Origin of the sequence: Alicyclobacillus vulcanalis (genome assembly GCF_900156755.1) — a bacterium.
GTDB lineage: Bacteria > Bacillota > Bacilli > Alicyclobacillales > Alicyclobacillaceae > Alicyclobacillus > Alicyclobacillus vulcanalis.
The window spans coordinates 31,037-50,294 of sequence record NZ_FTOO01000011.1; the positions used below are offsets into that span (position 1 = coordinate 31,037).

Sequence of the window (19,258 nt, forward strand, 5' to 3'; positions counted from 1 at the left end):
GCTCATCATGGCTTATCGCGATCTCGTCTCCCAGCTCACCCTTGAAGAAAAGGCGTCGCTTTGCTCGGGCCTCAACTTTTGGCAGACTCAACCGATTGAACGGCTCGGCATTCCCGCGCTCTGCCTGACGGACGGTCCCCACGGCGTTCGCCTCCAGCGCCAGGGTGGGGGCGTTTTCGACTCGGAACCCGCCACGTGCTTCCCGACGTCTGCTGCACTGGCGAGCACCTGGAATCCAGCGCTCGTCGAGCGCGTGGGCGAAGCGCTCGGCGACGAGTGCCGCAGCCTCGGTGTCCACGTGCTGCTCGGCCCCGGCGCCAATATCAAGCGCTCACCCTTGTGCGGCCGTAACTTCGAATACTTTTCGGAGGACCCGCTTCTTTCCGGACAAATGGCTGCGGCGCATATCCGCGGCGTTCAGTCCCGCGGCGTCGGCACGTCCCTCAAGCACTTTGCCGCCAATAACCAGGAGTATCGCCGGCTGACCACCGACGCCCGTGTCGACGAGCGCGCGCTACGCGAAATCTACCTCGCCAGCTTTGAGGGCGCCGTCCAAGGTGGTCGCCCGTGGACCGTCATGTGCGCCTACAATCGCCTGAATGGCACCTACTGCTCCGAGCATCCGTGGCTTCTGACCGAGGTGCTGCGGCGCCAGTGGGGCTTCGACGGCATCGTCGTCTCCGACTGGGGCGCCGTGAACGATCGCGTCCGTGCTCTCGCCGCGGGACTTGACCTCGAAATGCCCGGGGGGCCTTACGCACAGGATGCTGACATCGTCCGCGCCGTGCGCGAAGGCCGGCTGGACGAAGCTCAACTCGATGAGACGGTCACCCGGCTCCTCGAACTCGTGGACCGCGCCTATCGCCCAAGGGCCGACGAACCCATCGACGTGGAAGGGCATCATCGGCTGGCGCGCGAGGTGGCGGGCGAAGCCATGGTTTTGCTGAAGAACGACGGCTCTGTCCTGCCTGTCGCGCCGGGATCGCGCGTGGCCGTCATCGGGGCGTTTGCGGAGCATCCCCGGTACCAGGGCGGGGGGAGCTCTCATGTCACGCCGACCCGCTTGGACATCCCGCTTCACGAACTCAAGCGCGCGTTTGGCGAAGAGAGCGTGACCTATGCCCCAGGCTACGCCTTGGACGACGACGAACCGCGGGCCGATCTCATCGAAGAAGCGGCACGCATCGCGGCAGAGGCGGATGCCGCGATCGTCTTTGCGGGATTGCCCGAGTCGTGGGAGTCGGAGGGCTACGATCGCCCGCACATGCGCATGCCCGACGCCCACGTGCAGCTGATTGAGGCGATTGCCGCGCGGCAACCGAACGTCATTGTGGTGCTGTCAAACGGCGCGCCTGTCGAGATGCCCTGGATTTCCAAGGTGCCTGCCGTGATCGAGGCGTATCTCGCCGGGCAGGCGTTCGGCGGTGCTATCGCGGACGTGCTCTCCGGCGCGGTGAATCCGTCGGGCAAGTTGGCGGAAACCTTCCCCATCCGGTTGGAGCACAACCCGTCCCACCCCTTCTTTCCGGGCGAAGGCGATCGCGTCGAATACCGCGAGGGCGTTTTTGTGGGCTACCGCTACTACGACACGAAGGAGATGGACGTACTCTTTCCGTTTGGGCACGGGCTGTCCTACACCACGTTCACGTACGAAAACCTGCGCGCCTCCACCGGTCGGATGCGGGACGACGAGGTGCTCGTGGTCCAAGTGGACGTGCGGAACACAGGGCCGCGCTTCGGGAAGGAAGTCGTGCAGCTGTATGTGGAGCCGGGATCGCCTCGAACCATTCGCCCGCGCCGCGAGTTGCGCGCGTTTGCCAAGGTGGCGCTCCACCCGGGCGAGGTCCAGACCGTCGAGTTTCAGCTGGGAAAGCGCGCGTTCAGCCATTACGACGAAGAGGCGCAGGACTTTGTGGTGGAAAGTGGGCCCTACCTCATCCGCGTGGGCGCATCGTCGCGTGACCTCCGTCTTGAAGCACGCGTCGAGGTGGAGAGCACGGCGCCACGGCGGCCCATCGCCGTCCACGCCAACGCGTTGCTCGGCGATTTGTTGGCCGATCCCGTCACGGGGCCGGTGCTGCGGGCGTTGATGCAGGAGAGGCTGGCGGGATCCCCGCTCGGCGCGGACATCGAGAGCAACCCGACGTTGGAGGCGTTTATGAAGTTTACACCCATTGGCCGGCTGACGACGCTGTTCGGCGTGCCCCGCGACGAGATTGAACAGGTGATGGAGCGGCTGCGAGAGGCTCAGGCGGCTGCATCGGGAGGCGAGGACAGTGAGTGACCACGGCGCTCTGTGGCTTGGCGTCAGCCTCACTTGCATCGGATATTCGTGAAATCGCTTGGCTATGATGCCTATGAAGATTTGGATGAGATCTGCATCTGGGAGAATGATCCGAGGCACAAGAGAAGAGCCCGCACTGAGAGAAGAAAAAAGGCCGCGTCGCCGCGCGGCCAAAGGAGTGAGGTCTGTGATGCTCGATATTCGACGTGTTGCTGCTGTTTTCCTGCAGAAGCTGTCGAGCTTGCAAATGACTGTCGGGCAACGGATCGATGAGCCGATGCCATTCACCACGTTGGATGCTCACGACGGTGCCCATCTTCTTTCAGCCATCGCTGCTCCTATCACACCTGTTTCTCCTCTCGAAGAGGCTCGAATCGTGTCGCCGGTGGCCGCACGAGAGAGGTTCGTGTTTTTCACGTGATTGATTCCCTCGACATGTTGTGAAATAGGATATTCGCGTGACATGTGGATCGTCGCGCCATAGTCTTATGATGAGACCATCCAGGATACAGTCCGCCCTCGTGGCGGTCTTCTTTTGTGATGAGGCAAACTTGGTATTGATCTGGTGTATGAAATCATATATGATCCATGTACCGGTGAGAAGGTCACTGGGATGGATGGGAGCATTCTCGCGAAAGGGGGGACATTCATGACAGGGGTGGATGCGACGGAATTTCGGCGCGCGTGTGGCCTTTTCACAACAGGGGTTACCGTTGTCACCACGTCTGTGGGGCACCAGGTGCACGGGATGACGGCCAACTCGTTCACTTCCGTGTCGTTGGATCCGCCACTTATCCTCATCTGCGTGGATACGCGAAGCAGAATGGCGCCACTTTTAACCGAAGAGAAAGCGTTTACAGTGAATGTGCTTGGTCATCATCAGGAGGACGTTTCGCGCCACTTCGCGGGCGCAGCCGTTGGTTGGCGAGGAACCTTTGTGCCGTTCGGAAATTCCGTCCGGCTCGATGACTGCTTGGCGGCACTCGCATGCGAGGTTTACGCGAGGTATCCAGCGGGAGATCATGCCATTGTTGTGGGGCGCGTGACGGACATTTACCGGCAGGAGCGCGGAAATCCTTTGGTGTTTTGGCGTGGCGGCTACACCTCGCTCGCGAAAGATCTGCCGGGCTCCGCTTGTTTGGGCAAAATCGTATAGGAATTCGAATCGAAGGTCATCATCGCGCTCGTATTGGGGGGAGACGCGATGGGCACCGATGTGCCTGTTTCCAACGCCGCGCAAACCGTGCTCTCAAGGATGGAGCGGTTTCACGCGTGGCCGCTTCCGCGCCGCTTATTTCTCGTCATCGGCCTCGGGTATCTGTTCACGTTCTACGACATCTTCGATGTCAACGTGTCCTTCGTCCAAACGGCTACCGCGATCATTCCGGGTGCAACGCCTGCCAACGCGAGTCAGTACATTGGATTACCCATTTTCGCCAATCTCCTGGGATACGTCGTTGGCACGCTCGTCTTGAGTCCCTTCGCGGATCGCGTCGGGCGACGCCGCATGTTGATGCTCACCATGTTTGTGACAGGCGTCGGTTCGCTCCTGACAGCTCTGGCTGTGCGCGATTGGATGTTTGTCGTGGCCCGAGGGATCACGGGTGTGGGCGTCGCCGCGGACCTCGCCGTGGTCAACACCTACATGAGTGAGATTTCCCCTCGCCAGGCGAGGGCGAAGTACACCTCCGGCCTGTTCATCTTTTCGGGGGCAGGCGCGCTCGTGGGCATCTGGCTCGGGCTTTTGCTCACAACCCCTCGCGCACCTTTTCCTCAAGGGCTTCCCTTTGCTCTTGCTTCGTCCTCCTTTCACTGGGGATGGAGACTGATGTATGTCATCGGCGCGGTGCTCGCGTTAATCGCCCTCGCCCTGCGCCTCGAACTTCCCGAGTCGCCTCGCTGGCTGGTCGCCAAAGGGCGTGTCGAAGAGGCTCGCAAAGTGGTCACGGCCATGGAAGTTCGCCTCGGCATCTCAGCGGGTGAATCGTCCGACAGTGCGTCGGTCTTCACGCAGGCCTCGGATACCGGCACACCTTACCGTGACCTTCTGCGCAGCCCCGTCTACCGAAGGCGCGTGATGCTCCTGTTCTGTGTTTGGCTCTTCAGCTACGTCACGGTGTACGGGTTCTCCGCGGGCATGACCACGCTTCTCGTGGGCACGGGCTATGCACCGAGCGAGGCAGGTCTCATTGTCGCGGTTGGTGTCTTGGGGATGTTTTTCGCAGGCGTCGTTGCCTACCTCGCGGGGGAAGCGATGGAGCGAAAGGTGTATTTGCTCATCTCGGCCGTTTTGACCATCGCTGGCGGTCTCGTGGTCGGACTCGCGGGGCACGAGCTATGGCTGTCGTATCTCGGTTCCATGCTTCTCTTCTTCGGGCAAAATCTATGGGTTCCTGTGTTTTACGCGTGGACCGCCGAGAACTTTCCATCTCGCGCTCGAACCAGCGGCTTTGCACTCGTGGACGGCGCGGGTCACATTGGCGCAGGCGTCGGGCTTTGGGCTATCGCACCCGTCATTCCCACGCTCGGCGTCACGGCAGGCTTTGTCGCGATGTCCGGCTTTCTTCTCCTCGCGGCGCTCGTGGCGCTCGGCGGGATTGCTTCGCGAGGCAAGGTGCTAGAGGAAATCTCGCCATGAAGACCCGGCCGCATCGTCTGCTTTGAAACGAATAGAAAATCGTATACGATAGGGCCATGACCAAACACACACCGAGCAAACAACAACTGGCGTATCACACACTGAAGCAGCGCATCCTCGACGGGACGTACGGGCCCGGCTACCGGATTGTGATCGATCGCGTCGCGAAAGAGATGGGGGTGAGCGCGATACCCATTCGCGAGGCGATTCGGCGCCTGGAGGCCGAAGGCCTGGTGGAGGTCGAGCGGTTCAGCGGTGCCAAGGTGACCCGCATCGATGCCAAGATGTACGAGGATATCCTGTCGGCGCTCGCCGTCTTGGAGGGCTATGCGACGGCCGTCGCCTACCGTCAACTCACCGAGGCGGACTTTGAGGCTCTTCGCGAGACCAACGAGGCGATGCGGCGGGCGCGATCCGACTTTGACTTGACGCTCTACAGCCGGCTCAACCAGCAATTTCACGAAATCATATTGCGCCGCTGTCCCAATCGGTTTCTCGTGGATGAGATTCACGCCGTGCGCGAGCGAATGGATGCCATGCGCGTCTCGGTCTTTAATCTCATCCCGCACCGGGCGAGTGACTCCATTGCCGAACACGACAAACTGATTCAATTGATGGCCGTGGATGTCGGAGAAGACGCGGTCGAGCGGTTTGCGCGCCAGCACAGGCTGGCCACGCTCGAAGCGTTTCGGCGCTGGAATGAACAGCATGCGCGCCATGTGGCAGAGCGGAAGGAGGATTACCGTGCGTCACGCGAGGTACATCTACCAGGGGCGGATGCATGAAGGCGTGTTGCGAGATGGAGAACTTCACGACGAACAGGGCAGACGGGTGCCCATGGAAGAGGTTGTTTGGCTGCCGCCCATCTCGCCGCGCACTGTCTATGGCCTTGCGCTCAATTTTGCGGACCACGCTGCGGAACTCCATTTGGAAAAACCGAAGGAACCTGTGCTCTTCATCAAGCCCAACGCATCCCTCATCGGCCATCTGGCGCCCATTTGCTATCCGGCGGGTGTCGAGTACATGCACTACGAGGCTGAGCTCGCGGTGATCATCGGGAGGGCAGGGCGCCGCATTCGCCGAGAAGATGCGTTTCATCACGTGCTCGGATACACCATCGCGAACGATGTGACCGTGCGAGACTTTGTGGGCAACATGTACCGGCCGCCCATCCGCGCGAAAGGGTGGGATACGTTTGGCCCGCTCGGCCCGTGGTGGGTGGACGCCGCGGACATTTCCAATCCTCATCAACTGGCGATACGCACCTATGTGAACGGGGACGTTCGCCAGCAGGGCAACACCCAGGACATGATCTTCCGCATCGATGACATCATCGCATTTCTGAGCTCGTTTACCACGCTTTACCCCGGCGATGTGATTTTGACAGGCACGCCGCCCGGCATCTCGCCCGTCCGACCCGGAGACGTGATCGAAGTGGAAATTGAAGGGATTGGGCGGCTTCAAAATCCCGTGGTGGAGGAGGGAGCATCGTCATGAACCAGGTCAAAGCGGAGGCACAGCCTGTGCCGATGTCGTTTGAAGGCATGCCTCGTCCTGCGCTCCATTTCATTGACGGGGCGTTTGTCGAAAGCGCCAAGGGCGGATGGTTCGACACGCTCAATCCCACGACCAATGAGGTTCTGACCCAGGTCGCGGAGGGAACGGAGGAAGACGTTCACCGGGCGGTGGAGGCCGCGTACCGGGCGTTTCACGAGGGCCCATGGGGCCGTATGACCGCCAAAGAGCGCGCTCGCTATCTGGTGCAAATTGCCGATGCCATCGAGCGGCACGGCGAAGAGCTCGCCCGCATCGAGGTCGCGGATACCGGCCTGCCCATCGCCCAGGCGCGAGGCCAAGCTGCCCGTGCAGCTGAGAATTTCCGGTTCTTCGCGGAGATGGCCACGCGCATCACGGGCGAGACGTTTCCCGTAGGCGATGCGTTCCTGAACTATGCCATCCGCGTCCCCGTCGGCGTGGCGGGGCTCATCACGCCGTGGAACACGCCCCTGATGCTCGCGACCTGGAAAATCGCACCCTGCCTCGCAGCGGGCAACACGGCGGTGCTCAAGCCCGCCGAGTGGTCTCCGCTCACCGCCACGAAACTGGCGGAAATCATGCAGGAGGTCGATCTTCCGCCCGGCGTCTTCAACCTCGTGCACGGGTTCGGCGAGGTGGCAGGCGACGCCCTCGTCAGGCATCCCAAGGTGCCGCTCATCTCGTTTACGGGCGAGACCGTGACGGGCCGCACCATCATGCGAAACGGCGCAGACGGATTGAAGCGCTTTTCCATGGAGCTCGGCGGCAAGTCCCCCGTCATTGTCTTCGACGATGCCGATCTCGACAGGGCGCTGGACGCCGTGGTGTTCGGCGTCTATTCGCTGAACGGTGAGCGCTGCACCGCGAGTTCGCGACTGCTCATCCAGGAGACCATCCGCGAGGAGTTTGAGGCGCGCTTGGCCGAGCGCGTGCGCCGCATACGCCTCGGAAACCCGCTCGATCCCGCGACGGAAGTCGGACCTCTGATTCACAGCGAGCACAAAACGCGCGTCGAGCGATACCTCGACATCGGGCTTCGCGAGGGCGCGGTCATGGCCGTCGGCGGCGACGTTCCCGAAGACTTGGCGCGCGGAAACTTCGTCAGGCCCACGCTGTTCGTCGATGTGAAAAACGACATGCGCATTGCACAGGAGGAAATCTTCGGCCCCGTGCTCGTTTCCATTCCGTTTACCACGGAGGAGGAGGCCCTCCAACTCGCCAACGGTGTTTCGTACGGACTTGCCGCATACATTTGGACACGGGATCTTGAACGCGCGCACCGGCTGGCGCGCCGGATCGACGCCGGGATGGCGTGGATCAATTCGCAGAACGTGCGAGATCTTCGCACGCCGTTTGGCGGCATGAAGATGAGCGGCGTTGGACGCGAGGGCGGGCACTACAGCTTCGAATTCTACACGGAGTGGAAAACCATTCATGTCGCGCTCGGGCAACATCCGATTCCTCGCTTCGGCCTCGCGGATCATGCCGGCGCGTGAGGATTATCCATCACGAGTGAGGTGACGTCATCATGGGAGCCAAGAGTGGAGCGGAATACGTCGAGCGGCTGAACGCAGAACCTCGCGAGGTGTGGATCCATGGCGAACGCGTGGAAGGAAACATCTCGGAGCACCCGGCCTTCCGCAACGTCATTGCGAGCATGGCCCGGCTGTATGACATGCAGTGTGATCCAGCGCTTCGCGACGAGATGACGTTTGAAGAGGACGGCCAGAGGTACGGCATGTCCTGGCTCGTCCCGCGGACGCACGACGACCTTGTGCGCCGAGGGCACATGATGAGGCGCTGGGCCCAGACGTCGTTCGGGATGATGGGCAGGACGTCCGACTATCTCAACGTCGCCATCACCGCCATGGCACAAGCAAGCGCTTACTTTGCGGGCAACCACCCGTCCTACGCCGAAAACATCCAGGCGTACTATGCGTACGCGCGCGATCGCGACCTCACCTTGACCCACACGCTCATCTCGCCCCAGGTCAATCGCGCGGTCAACGTGGGGAAACTGCAAGATCCCTATATCGCCGCGCGCGTGGTGGAGAAAAACAGCCGGGGGGTCGTCATTCGCGGCGCGCGCCTCTTAGCCACGCAGGGGCCCATCGCGGACGAAATTCTCGTCTTTCCTTCGACGGTACTTCGCAACACGGAAGAGGATGCGCCCTACTCCTTCGCGTTTGCCATCCCGAGTGCCACGCCGGGCCTTCGCTACATCTGCAGGGAAAGCTTCGACTATGGGCGGTCGCACTTCGACCATCCGCTTGGCTCTCGCTTCGAGGAAATGGACGCGATCGTCGTGTTCGATGACGTGCTCGTGCCCTGGGAGCGCATCTTCCTCCTGGAGGATGCAGAGCGCTGTAACCAGCTGCATCAGGCCACGCACGCCGTCGTGCACATGACCTACCAGGTCATGCACAAAAACATCGCCAAGTGTGAGTTCCTGCTCGGACTCGCCGAGTCCATGGTGGATGCCATCGGCATCGGGCAGTTTCAGCACGTGAAGGAAAAGGTGGCCGAGATCATCCTCGCGCTCGAGACCATGAAAGCGTTTTTACGCGCGTCGGAAGCGGATGCGTCGCTCGACGAGTACGGCGTCATGACGCCCGCATGGGCACCTCTGAACGCCGCCCGCAACCTGTTCCCGAAGACGTATCCGCGCCTCGTCGAGATCATCCAGCAGCTCGGCGCGAGCGGCCTCATGGCCATTCCGACCGAAGCCGACTGGCATTCCGAAATTCGAGGCGACCTCGAGCGCTTCCTCCAGGGCCGCAACATCGACGCGTATCAGCGCCTGAAACTGTTCCGCCTGGCCTGGGACGCGGCACTTTCGAGTTTCGGCTCCCGCCAGGTCTTGTACGAGCGCTTCTTCTTCGGCGATCCGGTGCGCATGTACGGCGCGCTCTACGATTCCTACGATAAGGCGCCGTATGTGTCGCGAGTGAAGGCGTTTTTGGACGGTGAGTCGGAATGAAACCCGAACTTCCCTTTTCCGTCGTTCGCGCAGGGCATGCCGAACTGCGGGTGCGCGATCTCGCCGCGTCCCGCGCGTTCTACGAAGAGATCCTCGGCTTTGTGGTCACGGAGGAGCGAGACGGGCAGCTCTTCCTGCGCGGCGTCGAAGAGCGCCATCATCACAGCCTCGTGCTCACGGAAGCGGACGCCCCGCTCGTCAGCCATCTCGCGTTCCGCGTGGCCGAAGAGGATCATCTGGATGCCCTGGCCTCGTACTTTGAGTCGCTCGGATGCCGCGTACAGTTTGTCGAGCCCGGTACGGAGCCTGGCCAGGGTCGGGCGCTTCGCGTGCAAGATCCGTTCGGATTTCCCCTCGAGTTTTATGCCGAGATGCAGCAGGCCGAGTGCCTTCTCCAGAAGTATCACTTGCACAAAGGCGCCGGTGTCCGCCGATTGGATCACTTCAATTGTTTTGTGTCCGATCTCGCCCGTTGCGAACAGATGTGGCGCGAAGGTCTCGGCTTTCGCCTGACTGAATACGTGGAGACGGACGACGAGCCGCGCGCCAAAAAGGCCGTTTGGCTGCACCGCAAGGGCAATGTGCACGATCTCGCCCTGATGGAGGGGCTCGGCCCCAGGCTTCATCACATCGGCTTTTGGATGGACGATGTGGTGAGCATCATTCGCGTGTGCGACATCCTCGGCGGCGCGGAACTGCACACGCACATCGAGCGCGGCCCCGGCAGGCACGGCATTTCAAACGCCTTCTTCCTCTATCTGCGCGATCCCGACGGCCATCGCATCGAGCTCTATACGTCGGATTACCTCACGGTGGATCCCGACCACGAACCGATTCGTTGGAGCGCCCGGGACCCGAGGCGCCAGACACTGTGGGGGCATCAGACGCCCGAGAGCTGGTGGAGGGACGGATCGCCCGTCATGGATTGGGACAGCGAGGCGCCGGTCGCGCTCTCCGGGGCGACCGATGCTCGCGCTGCGACCTACATCAAGTGAGAGGAGAGCTTTGTGGATGGCAGCAGACAAGGACGTGGTATCGCGGCTGCGCGGGTCCATCGTGCCGATGGTCACGCCCTTTTTGGAGGACGGATCGTTCGACGAAAGGGCGTATCGCGATCTCATCGAGTGGCAGATCGAGAGCGGCTCGCACGGCATTTCCTGTGCGGGCACGACGGGTGAGCCGAGTTCTCTGACCGTGGAAGAGCGGGAGTATCTGTTTGAAGTCACGGTCCATGCTGTGCGAGGGCGAGTTCCCGTCGTGTTGGGGACGGGATCGACCAACCACGCGGAGACGCTGCGGCTGACGAAGACGGCCGAGAAGCTGGGCGCGGATGCGGCGTTGGTCATCGTCCCGTACTACAACCGCCCATCGCAGGAGGGGCTGTATCGGCACTTTCGCGCCATCGCCGACAGCGTCGACATTCCCATCATCCTGTACAACATCCCTGGCCGGACGGGCGTCAACCTCGAGCCTGCCACGATGGCCAGGCTGAAGCGCGACTGCCGCAACATCGTCGGGGTGAAGGAGTCAAATAAGGATTTTGAACAGGTCACGCGCGTGCTGAAGACGTGTGGCCGCGATTTTCTCGTGTACTCCGGCATTGAGCTGTTGTGCTACCCGATGCTGGCGTTGGGCGGGGCGGGACACATCAGCGCCACCGCAAACCTCATGCCGCGCGAAGTGGCTCGCCTGTACGATCTCGTCCAGGCGGGCCGCTGGCACGAGGCCCTGGATTTGCACTATGAGCTGGCTGAGCTGAATGAGGCGCTCTTCTGGGAGACGAACCCTGGACCGGTCAAGGCGTGTCTCGCCATGATGGGGAAAATTCGCCCGGTCGTGAGAATGCCGCTCGCGCTGCCTGGGCCGGAGCTGACAGAGAAGCTGAGAGCGGTGCTCGCTTCGTATGGGCTCATCTAGCCTTTCTGTAAGTCGGCGCCGGAGATCCAAGCGCCGGCCTCGATGCGACCAAGCCCGGACGCTGTGCCGGGCCTTGGCCGGCATCCTGGCACGATGCCAGGTGAAACTGCATTTTCTGAACATTCGGTTGAAATCTCGCCGCACCCGTGGTATGATGGGTGTCAAACTTACAAGACACGCGATTCGACGGGAGTGGTGAGAAGATGCAGAAGACGGCGGAGAGCACGACCTGCGTGTTGTGTGGCACGGAGATCCCAGAGCCCTGCCGGCCTTGGGAGGAGCGCGAGTGGGAACGGTTGTGCGATGACTGTGTCGACAGATGGGTGCGGGATGCGCAGTCCGAGTGGTGATGGAATGTGCACCCGTGCGGGCGGGCGAGGCGGGGCAGCCCCAGGGCCTGTAGGCCTCTGGCGCTGTCCCATTTGCGTCGCGCGCTGCCGCAAAGGCGCTGGGCGCTGGTTCTCGTGGGCTCGGCTCAGCGCTGGACGCCCAATGCGCTGCCGTGTGCCGTCCAGCGTGTGCCCGTCACCGGCCTTGCAGTGCAGACCGAATCCGCGCCGCAAGCTCCGGATCCATCTTTTCAAAGTGTGTCATCTGCCGTTCGACGATCTCGGCGTCCACTTGCCGGAGCGATGTGGCTAGATTGTCCACAAGGTCCGCCTTCTCGTGATCGGGCATCACGTGATACAGCAGGCGAGGCTGCGTGTAAAAGTCGCGATCGCGATAGTCGTAGTGGCCCACGAGCCCCTCCACAGGGTATTCGGGACCGCGAGCGCGCTCCGTTGGCGCCGGATGCCCTTCGCGATTCGGGTAGTAATTCAGCGATGCGCCTCCATTTCCGTCGAAGCGCATGGCTCCATCGCGCTGGTAATTCTGCGCCGTCGTGGCATGCGGCCGGTTCACCGGCAGCAGGTTGTAGTTGGCTCCAAGCCGGTATCGATGCGCGTCTCCATACGCGAAAAGCCTTCCCTGCAACATCTTATCTGGCGAAAAACCAATCCCCGGCACCACGTGGGCCGGCGAAAACGCGGCCTGCTCCACTTCTGCGAAGTAGTTCTCCGGATTGCGGTTCAGGACGAGCCTCCCCACCGGGATGAGCGGATAGTCCTTGTGCAGCCAGACCTTCGTCACGTCGAAAGGGTCAAATGCGTAGCGGTCCGCGTCCGCGAACGGCATGATCTGCACGTACAGCGTCCAGGACGGGTAGTCCTTGCGCTCGATCGCGTCGAACAGGTCCCGCGTGGCAAAGTCGGGATCGCGCCCGGCCATCTCCACCGCTTCCGCTCGCCTGAAGTTGCGAATTCCTTGGTCCGTCAGGAAGTGATACTTGACCCACACGATCTCGCCCGCTTCGTTGATCCAAGAGAAGGTGTGCGAGCCAAAGCCGTGCATGTGTCGGTAGCCGTAGGGCGTTCCCCGGTTGGAGAACAAGATGAGCACCTGATGCATGGACTCGGGCGTGAGGCTCCAGAAGTCCCACATCATGTTCGGATCTTTCAAGTGGGTCTGCGGATGGCGCTTTTGCGTGTGAATGAAGTCCGGAAACTTGAGCGGGTCCCGAATGAAGAAGACGGGTGTGTTGTTTCCGACGAGATCGTAATTTCCTTCTTCGGTGTAGAATTTGACCGCGAAGCCCCGCGGATCGCGTTCCGTATCCGCGGAACCCTGCTCGCCGCCGACGGTGGAGAACCGAACGAACACCTCGGTTCGCTTTCCCACCTCGCTGAGAAAGGCGGCCTTGGTGTAGCGCGTCACGTCGTGCGTGACCTCGAAGTAGCCGTAGGCGCCGGCGCCTTTGGCATGAACGACGCGCTCAGGAATGCGCTCGCGGTTGAAGTGCGCCAGTTTCTCTATGAGATGCACGTCTTCGAGGGTGATGGGCCCGCGGGGGCCTGCGGTGCGCGAGTGTTGATCGTCAAACACGGGTGCGCCGGTTTCGCGCGTGTAAGGGCGGTCTGCCATGAGCTTCACCTCATATCAAGATTTAGTGTTAGACTAAGTATAAATTCAAAATCTGATTTCGGCAACCGATCCGCCGTCGAAAGTGGCGCTGAAATTTCGTATCATAGCTTAGGAGCCTAAAGAGGTGTCGAAGATGTCCAAGCCGGTGAATTGGACCGCGCAGCGGCGAGCGGTCTTTGACATTGTACAAGCGTCGCACGATCACCCGACGGCCACAGACATCATGGAGCGGTTGAGCGCGAGCGGACATCGCTACGCGTACGCGACCGTGTACAACGCGCTCCGCTACTTGACCGAAAAGGGCCTGCTGAAGGAAGTCAAGATTGGGGAGTCGGCGAGTCGCTACGATGCCAATACGAGCGATCACGCGCACGTGGTGTGCGTGCGGTGCGGCGCCATCGCCGAGTTCGAGCAGGCGCCCCCTGCGCCTTGGATGGACGAGATCGCGCGGGGAACAGGGTATCGCGTGCTGAGCGCGGAGCTCGTGTTTCACGGCGTGTGTCCGGCCTGCCAGGGCAAAACAGATGACCCCACAGATTCCGGCGCAGCCGCGCGCTGAGGCGTGCGCCGCCAACCAGGCGCCGGGGAGCAAAAACGCCACCTGCCCCTTTTCAGGCAGGTGGCGTTTTCGATGTGCCGTCCGGGCTCTTGCTCCCCAGGCGCTTTTCGCGCGTTTGCGGCGTCACTCCGCAGCCAACTCCTCCGGCAGCCTGAGTTCGCGCGCCTCGCGCGGCGTGCGCCGGAACGGCCAGAAGTGCGCTTCGCCCACGATGGCGGTGCAGGCCGGGACAAACAGCGCCAATACGATCAGCGCGTAGAGGGCCAGCCCGATGATGACCGACAGGCCGATCTCGACGAGCGTCGTCACGCCGGACACGGACATCGAGCCAAACGTGCCAGCCATGATGGCCGCCGCCGAGAAGACGACGTTGCCCATCTGGCGCATCGCGTACAGCATCGCGCTGCGCAGGTTCAGCTCAGGATGGCGCCGCAGCTCTTCGTCGAAGCGCGACATGAGGAAGATGGAATAGTCGACGCCGAGGGCCACGAGGAGCAGCAGGGCAAAAAACGGAACGGTCCAGCTGATCCCGGCCTTGTGCAGCACGTCGACCGCCACGTATTGCAGGCACGCCATCGTGACGAAGTACGTCCCCGTGAGGGAGGCGATGACGTACAGCGGCGCGATGAGCGAGCGCAGCATGATCACGAGCAAGATGAAGATGGAGCCCAAAATGAGGGCCATCATGCGCACGAAGTCCTGATTGGAGAGCTGATTCAGTGCATACTGCGTCGGCGTCGTGCCCGCGAAGCCCACTTGCCCCGTGTGGATGGGCGCAGCCGTGAAGGCCGCCTGGGCGACGGTCTCAAGCCGCGGCATCTTCTGAATGGCGGTCATGGAGTACGGATCCGACTTGAGCGTGACGCGGATGTCCGCCACGTGTCCGTCCGGCGAGATGTAGCTGTTCAGGGCCTTTTTCAGGTCCTGGTTGGACGAAATGGCGGATGCCGGCACATAAAAGCCGGGATCGCCCGAGGTCTGCGCTTTGGCACTTTCATGGAGCGCGTTCCGCACCGTGCCGACGCCGTTCGACAGTTTGACGAGCGCACTGTGGAGTTGGTCTTCCCCTGCCCCGGCGCTGCCGAGCCCGGACGAGAACTGCGCTGCGCCCTGGGCCCACTTCGTGAGCCCGGCCTGCAGCTGCGACGAACCGCCGCTCCACTGGCCGAGTCCGTGCGCGAGCGACGATGCGCCCTGGCTCAGTTGAGAAGCGCCTTGCGCGACCCGGGAGGCGCCCGCCGCCGCGCTTTGACTGCCGGATGCCCACTGGCTCGCCCCGGCTGCCACTTGCTGGGCCGCTCCGCTCAGCGCGCTCGCGCCATTCGCCCACTGGCTCGTGCCGCTGGCGAGCTTGCCCGCCGCGCTCGCCGTCTGGGCTGCGCCTGCCGCGCTGCCCTGCGCCAGGGCGATAATCTGTTGCCAATTCGGATCCGACGCCTCGGCCGGGTGGGCCTTGGTCCAGGCTGCGATCGCGTTGGCCAGCTGCTCGGCCGCCTGCGCCTCCCGCGATGCCCCTTGGGCGAGCTGGTATTGCCCAGACGCGAGCGCCTTCGCGGAGGCCGCGAGCTTGGCGGCGCCCTGCGCAACCTGCTGCGACCCCGCGCCGATCTGCGCGGCGGCCTTCGCCAGCTTGTCGTTCGCCTGCGCGAGTTGCGATGCCCCGTTCGAGACTGCGCTCGCTCCCGTCGCCAGCTTCGAAGCCCCAGTCTCCGCGCTTCCCGCGCCCTGGGTCAGTTTTCCACTCGCCTGGGCCAGCTGCGCCGCTCCGTCCGACAGCTGGCGCGCCGCGTTGGCCGCCTGTGCCGCGCCCTGCGAGCCGACGTGGCTCGCCACCTGCTGGAGACCTGTTTGCACCTTGCCGAGCCCGTTTGCGGCAAGCTGATTCTGCTTCGCAAGCTCAAATTCCGAAATCACACTGCCGGTCGGGCGCGTGGCGCTCTGGACCTGCTGGACAAACGGCAGCTTGGCAATCGCCTCGGACACCTGTTCGATGGTCGCGAGCCCTTCAGGCGTGCGGAGATTGTCCGGCGTGTCGATCACGACGTCCATCGGCAGGACCTTGCCGGGGCCAAAGGCCTTCGAGACGACGCGGAAGCCGACGACGGAGGGCGCCGAGGGGATGTCCGAGGTCGGATCGAACGTGCGCTGGTCGGTAAAGGAGAGCGCCACGGGCGTCAACACCACGAGCACCGCGGCGAGCGTCCACCACGGGTGCCGGAGCGCGGTCCTGCCCGTGAGGTCCCATACGCGCGAGGGCTTGTGGCTGTCTCCGCTCAGCTGGCGGCGCGGCCAGAACGCGTACCGGCCGAGCGCCATGATGAGGGCAGGAAGGAAAGTGAGACAAGCGACCAGCGTGACGGCGACGCCCACGGCCACCCCCACGCCGGAGCGGAACAAGCCGAAACGCGCAAAGTACAGCGTCGCGAAGGAAAGAAACACCGTGAGCGCGCTGTAGACGACGGTCTTCGAGACCCCGCTCATCGCGCGCGCCAGGGCGTCCACCGGTTCAAGTCCCCGGCTTGCCTCCTCGCGGAAGCGATTGAGCACGATGATGCTGTAGTCGGTCCCCGCGCCGAAGATGATGGCGATGAGGAACGTATCCGTGAACGTCGAGACGGGCAGGCCCACGTTGGCGAGCACGGCCACGAGGTTCGTCGTCAAGAGATACGACAGCCCAATGCAGATGAGCGTGAGGAAGGGGGCCACGACCGATCGAAAGACCACGAGCAGGATGACGAGCACGAGCGCGACGGTCACGCCCGCCGTCTTGGACGCGCCATCCATCGAGATGTTGATGTTGTCGTTCTCAATCGGCGTGTCACCCGTGAACAGCACCTGTGCGTCTTTTGGCGGGTTTTGGAATACCCGATGCAGTTGATTCAGCGACGCGTCCGTCGCCTTCGACACGTCGCTGCCCGGGAAGCCGATGGTGGCGATCTCCACCGTTCCATCCGAGCTGAAGAACTGATTCTGGACCGATTTCGCCTGATTGTAGGCGGCCGTGACGGTCTTGACCCCGTAGGTGCCCTTGTGATGGGCCACCTGCTGGAGCCGCTGCTTGAACCACGCTTTGTCCTGCGTCGTCAATCCGTGCGGGTTGTAGAGAGCCACCACGGCGCTCGAACCCGTCTGGCGCGCCGGGTCGACACGCTTCAGCCAGTTGCTGGCGATCACGACGTTCGACGAGCTCGGCAAAAATTCCGTGTTCTTGTGCGCGACGATGGCGTTGAGCTGCGGGAGGAAGACATGCGCCAGCGCCACGGCCAGGACCCAGACGGCGATGATGGCGTACTTCATGCGGGCGACAAAGTGGGCGTAACGCTCTGCCACGGACTCGCCTCCTTCAATTCGACAGGCTTGACATCTCGGCAAACACGACATCGACGGTCTTGACAACTGATTTAGTGACCGAAAGAATTCTACCAGGCTGCTGTCAGGTTTTCCAGGCGATTTGGGCGGTGGGCACGCGGCTTGCGCGCAAAGTTCGCAGTTTTGTAGACGGCTGTTCAAGAAAGCGTTGAGTCATTGATGGTATACTCACACGTAGCCCGCATGGGCGGACCCATGGCCGCCATGTCAAGCTCGTCGGATCTCGCAGGAAGGCGAGGGGAGAGCGTGAATCACAGCGAAGTTACCACGCTGATTGCAACCGTTGTCGCCGTCGTGTTTGCGGTCACGGTGATTTTTGTGCGTCTTCGGGCATCGAGGCGCCCGACGAATGCGCGGAAGATCCTGATTCCGCCGCTGGCCATGAGCACAGGGTTTCTGATGTATGTGTTTCCGTTCACGCGCGAGCCGATTCTTTATGCCGTCGCGGCCTTTTTGGTCGGATGCCTGTTCAGCTATCCGCTGATCGCGACGAGCCATTTCTACGTAGGAGAAGATGGGGTCTATCTGAAGCGGTCGAGGGCGTTCATCTACATCCTGCTCGGGCTGTTGGTGGTTCGCATTGCCCTGCACAGCCTCGTCGAGCGGTACGTGGACGTGTATCAGACAGGCTCCCTTTTCTTCTGTTTGGCGTTCGGCATGCTCGTGCCGTGGCGCATTGCCATGTTTGTGCGTTACAAGCGCATGATGCGTGAGCTTGAGGCGTCGAAGTCCGGCGCGAAGACAGAACAGCCCGCGACCTGACGGGCGCTGGGCGACGAGCTTAGGAGGATGGTTGTGCGTAGTCTGCGCGGTCTGGTCATTGCCATCGTGATTGCCATCATCGTCATCGGTGTGCCTGTGGTGCAGCTGGTGCGCCCGATTCCGCAGGCGGCTGCGGACGTGGTTGCGCCTTTGCCCAAGGCCCTACAGGGAACGAAGCCCGTCATTCAATGGCCGTCGCAGGGCGAGGCCGCGCTGATGGCCGACGGCGTGGGGACCTTTGGCACGTACGGTCCGCAGGTTTCGGTGCCCATCGCCAGCGTGACCAAGGTCATGACGGCGTACCTCGTGCTGCAAAAGCATCCGCTTCAACTGGGGCAACAGGGACCTGTGCTCACGGTCACGCCGGCGGACGTGAAGGTCTATGAGCAGGACAAGGCGCTCGGACAGTCCGTGGTCAAAGTCGCGGCAGGTGAAAAGATCACGGAATATCAGGCGCTTCAGGGGTTGCTTTTGCCGTCCGGCAATAACATGGGTACACTTCTCGCCAAATGGTGCGATGGCTCCGTTCAAGCGTTTGTGCAGGAGATGAACGAGACAGCCAAAAAGCTCGGCATGACCGAGACGCACTACGCCGATCCCACGGGCTATTCGCCGGCGAGCCAGAGTGACGCGGTGGACCAGATGAAGCTGTTTGCCAAAGCGATGGAGAACCCCGTGTTCCGCCAGATCGTGGGCCAAGCCCAGGCCGTGCTGCCCGTGGTGGGGCTCGTCTACAACGTCGACTCGGTCGTGGGCCACGGCACCATTATCGGGGGCAAGACGGGATCGACCCTCGAGGCGGGCGGGTGCTTCGTGTTTGCCGCGCGCAAGGTGCTCGGCAGCCGCGAAGTGCTGATCATCGGCGCCGTGCTCGGCCAGAAGGGACCCCAGCCGCTCGCCGAGGCGCTGAATGCGGCCGTCACGATGTCGAAGGACGCGCAGAAGGCGCTCCGGTCGGTTCAGCTCGTGTCGGCTGGACAGACGGTCGGCACGCTTTCCGCCCCTTGGGCGAAACCCGTGTCGCTCGTAGCGACGGAGCCGGTTCAGGTCATCGGCTGGGGCGGTCTGTCCGTGCATCAAGGGTATGTGCCAGATGCGCTGGATTCGAAAAAGCCCATCGCCCAAAACCAGATCGTCGGTCAACTCGAGATTCAGGTGGGCATGCAAAAGGTGCGCGTGCCGGTAGCGGCTGCCTCGGCCGTGCCTGCACCGACGCTCAGTTGGCGTATGAAGCGGCTGTGAGAAGTCGAT

Annotated in this window: 16 protein-coding genes; 14 read left to right on the forward strand and 2 right to left on the reverse strand. The window is 62.4% G+C overall.

What is annotated here, in order from left to right:
• Positions 1-7: 7 nt before the first annotated feature.
• The 11 genes from BW934_RS12055 (at position 8) to BW934_RS15005 (ending at position 11,705) form a co-directional block, all read left to right on the forward strand.
• Positions 8-2,284 (forward strand): glycoside hydrolase family 3 C-terminal domain-containing protein, encoded by a 2,277-nt coding sequence (locus BW934_RS12055; protein ID WP_076348442.1) that lies wholly within the window; start codon positions 8-10, stop codon positions 2,282-2,284.
• Positions 2,285-2,471: 187 nt separating this feature from the next.
• Entirely contained in the window at positions 2,472-2,705 is a 234-nt protein-coding gene (locus tag BW934_RS12060) for a hypothetical protein (protein ID WP_076348444.1), read from the forward strand.
• A 228-nt stretch (positions 2,706-2,933) separates the two neighbouring features.
• Positions 2,934-3,440 (forward strand): flavin reductase family protein, encoded by a 507-nt coding sequence (locus BW934_RS12065; RefSeq protein WP_076348446.1) that lies wholly within the window; start codon positions 2,934-2,936, stop codon positions 3,438-3,440.
• Between the two features lie 48 nt (positions 3,441-3,488).
• Entirely contained in the window at positions 3,489-4,922 is a 1,434-nt protein-coding gene (locus BW934_RS12070) for an MFS transporter (RefSeq protein ID WP_076348448.1), read from the forward strand.
• A gap of 56 nt (positions 4,923-4,978) precedes the next feature.
• The gene (locus BW934_RS12075; RefSeq protein ID WP_076348450.1) at positions 4,979-5,707 is read left to right on the forward strand and encodes a GntR family transcriptional regulator; all 729 of its coding nucleotides are present in this window, start codon (positions 4,979-4,981) and stop codon (positions 5,705-5,707) included.
• A complete protein-coding gene (locus BW934_RS12080; RefSeq protein WP_076348452.1) occupies positions 5,667-6,419 on the forward strand; it encodes a fumarylacetoacetate hydrolase family protein in 753 nt (250 codons plus the stop codon). Before BW934_RS12075 ends, BW934_RS12080 begins: the two co-directional genes overlap by 41 nt.
• A gap of 32 nt (positions 6,420-6,451) precedes the next feature.
• On the forward strand, positions 6,452-7,954 hold the full coding sequence (hpaE, locus tag BW934_RS12085) for a 5-carboxymethyl-2-hydroxymuconate semialdehyde dehydrogenase (protein ID WP_076348572.1): 1,503 nt from the start codon (positions 6,452-6,454) through the stop codon (positions 7,952-7,954).
• Between the two features lie 32 nt (positions 7,955-7,986).
• Entirely contained in the window at positions 7,987-9,438 is a 1,452-nt protein-coding gene (gene hpaB, locus BW934_RS12090) for a 4-hydroxyphenylacetate 3-monooxygenase, oxygenase component (RefSeq protein ID WP_076348454.1), read from the forward strand.
• Entirely contained in the window at positions 9,435-10,433 is a 999-nt protein-coding gene (gene hpaD, locus BW934_RS12095; protein ID WP_076348456.1) for a 3,4-dihydroxyphenylacetate 2,3-dioxygenase, read from the forward strand. Before hpaB ends, hpaD begins: the two co-directional genes overlap by 4 nt.
• A 16-nt stretch (positions 10,434-10,449) precedes the next feature.
• The gene (hpaI, locus tag BW934_RS12100; RefSeq protein WP_076348458.1) at positions 10,450-11,355 is read left to right on the forward strand and encodes a 2,4-dihydroxyhept-2-ene-1,7-dioic acid aldolase; all 906 of its coding nucleotides are present in this window, start codon (positions 10,450-10,452) and stop codon (positions 11,353-11,355) included.
• 203 nt (positions 11,356-11,558) lie between these two features.
• On the forward strand, positions 11,559-11,705 hold the full coding sequence (locus BW934_RS15005; protein WP_159437318.1) for a hypothetical protein: 147 nt from the start codon (positions 11,559-11,561) through the stop codon (positions 11,703-11,705).
• Positions 11,706-11,880: 175 nt separating this feature from the next.
• Here the strand turns inward: BW934_RS15005 and BW934_RS12105 are convergent, their stop codons facing one another.
• Positions 11,881-13,317, reverse strand: a complete 1,437-nt coding sequence (locus tag BW934_RS12105; protein WP_076348460.1) for a catalase — start codon at positions 13,315-13,317, stop codon at positions 11,881-11,883.
• A 133-nt stretch (positions 13,318-13,450) separates the two neighbouring features.
• On the opposite strand from BW934_RS12105, the gene BW934_RS12110 reads away from it, so the two are divergent.
• Entirely contained in the window at positions 13,451-13,876 is a 426-nt protein-coding gene (locus BW934_RS12110; RefSeq protein ID WP_076348574.1) for a Fur family transcriptional regulator, read from the forward strand.
• 123 nt (positions 13,877-13,999) lie between these two features.
• Here the strand turns inward: BW934_RS12110 and BW934_RS12115 are convergent, their stop codons facing one another.
• Positions 14,000-17,206: an MMPL family transporter gene (locus tag BW934_RS12115; RefSeq protein ID WP_076348462.1), complete on the reverse strand. Its 3,207-nt coding sequence runs from the start codon at positions 17,204-17,206 to the stop codon at positions 14,000-14,002.
• A 285-nt stretch (positions 17,207-17,491) separates the two neighbouring features.
• On the opposite strand from BW934_RS12115, the gene BW934_RS12120 reads away from it, so the two are divergent.
• Entirely contained in the window at positions 17,492-18,007 is a 516-nt protein-coding gene (locus BW934_RS12120) for a CcdC family protein (RefSeq protein WP_076348464.1), read from the forward strand.
• Positions 18,008-18,034: 27 nt separating this feature from the next.
• Complete coding sequence (locus BW934_RS12125; protein WP_234969772.1) at positions 18,035-19,249, forward strand: D-alanyl-D-alanine carboxypeptidase family protein; 1,215 nt, start codon at positions 18,035-18,037, stop codon at positions 19,247-19,249.
• Positions 19,250-19,258 lie beyond the last annotated feature (9 nt).

Coding starts and splice junctions, on each gene's coding strand:
- BW934_RS12075 (WP_076348450.1), top strand. CDS start 4,979: ATGACCAAACACACACCGAGCAAACAACAACTGGCGTATCACACACTG.
- BW934_RS12065 (WP_076348446.1), top strand. CDS start 2,934: ATGACAGGGGTGGATGCGACGGAATTTCGGCGCGCGTGTGGCCTTTTC.
- BW934_RS12125 (WP_234969772.1), top strand. CDS start 18,035: ATGGTTGTGCGTAGTCTGCGCGGTCTGGTCATTGCCATCGTGATTGCC.
- BW934_RS12070 (WP_076348448.1), top strand. CDS start 3,489: ATGGGCACCGATGTGCCTGTTTCCAACGCCGCGCAAACCGTGCTCTCA.
- hpaI (WP_076348458.1), top strand. CDS start 10,450: ATGGCAGCAGACAAGGACGTGGTATCGCGGCTGCGCGGGTCCATCGTG.
- hpaB (WP_076348454.1), top strand. CDS start 7,987: ATGGGAGCCAAGAGTGGAGCGGAATACGTCGAGCGGCTGAACGCAGAA.
- hpaD (WP_076348456.1), top strand. CDS start 9,435: ATGAAACCCGAACTTCCCTTTTCCGTCGTTCGCGCAGGGCATGCCGAA.
- hpaE (WP_076348572.1), top strand. CDS start 6,452: ATGTCGTTTGAAGGCATGCCTCGTCCTGCGCTCCATTTCATTGACGGG.
- BW934_RS12055 (WP_076348442.1), top strand. CDS start 8: ATGGCTTATCGCGATCTCGTCTCCCAGCTCACCCTTGAAGAAAAGGCG.
- BW934_RS15005 (WP_159437318.1), top strand. CDS start 11,559: ATGCAGAAGACGGCGGAGAGCACGACCTGCGTGTTGTGTGGCACGGAG.
- BW934_RS12105 (WP_076348460.1), bottom strand. CDS start 13,317: ATGGCAGACCGCCCTTACACGCGCGAAACCGGCGCACCCGTGTTTGAC.
- BW934_RS12110 (WP_076348574.1), top strand. CDS start 13,451: ATGTCCAAGCCGGTGAATTGGACCGCGCAGCGGCGAGCGGTCTTTGAC.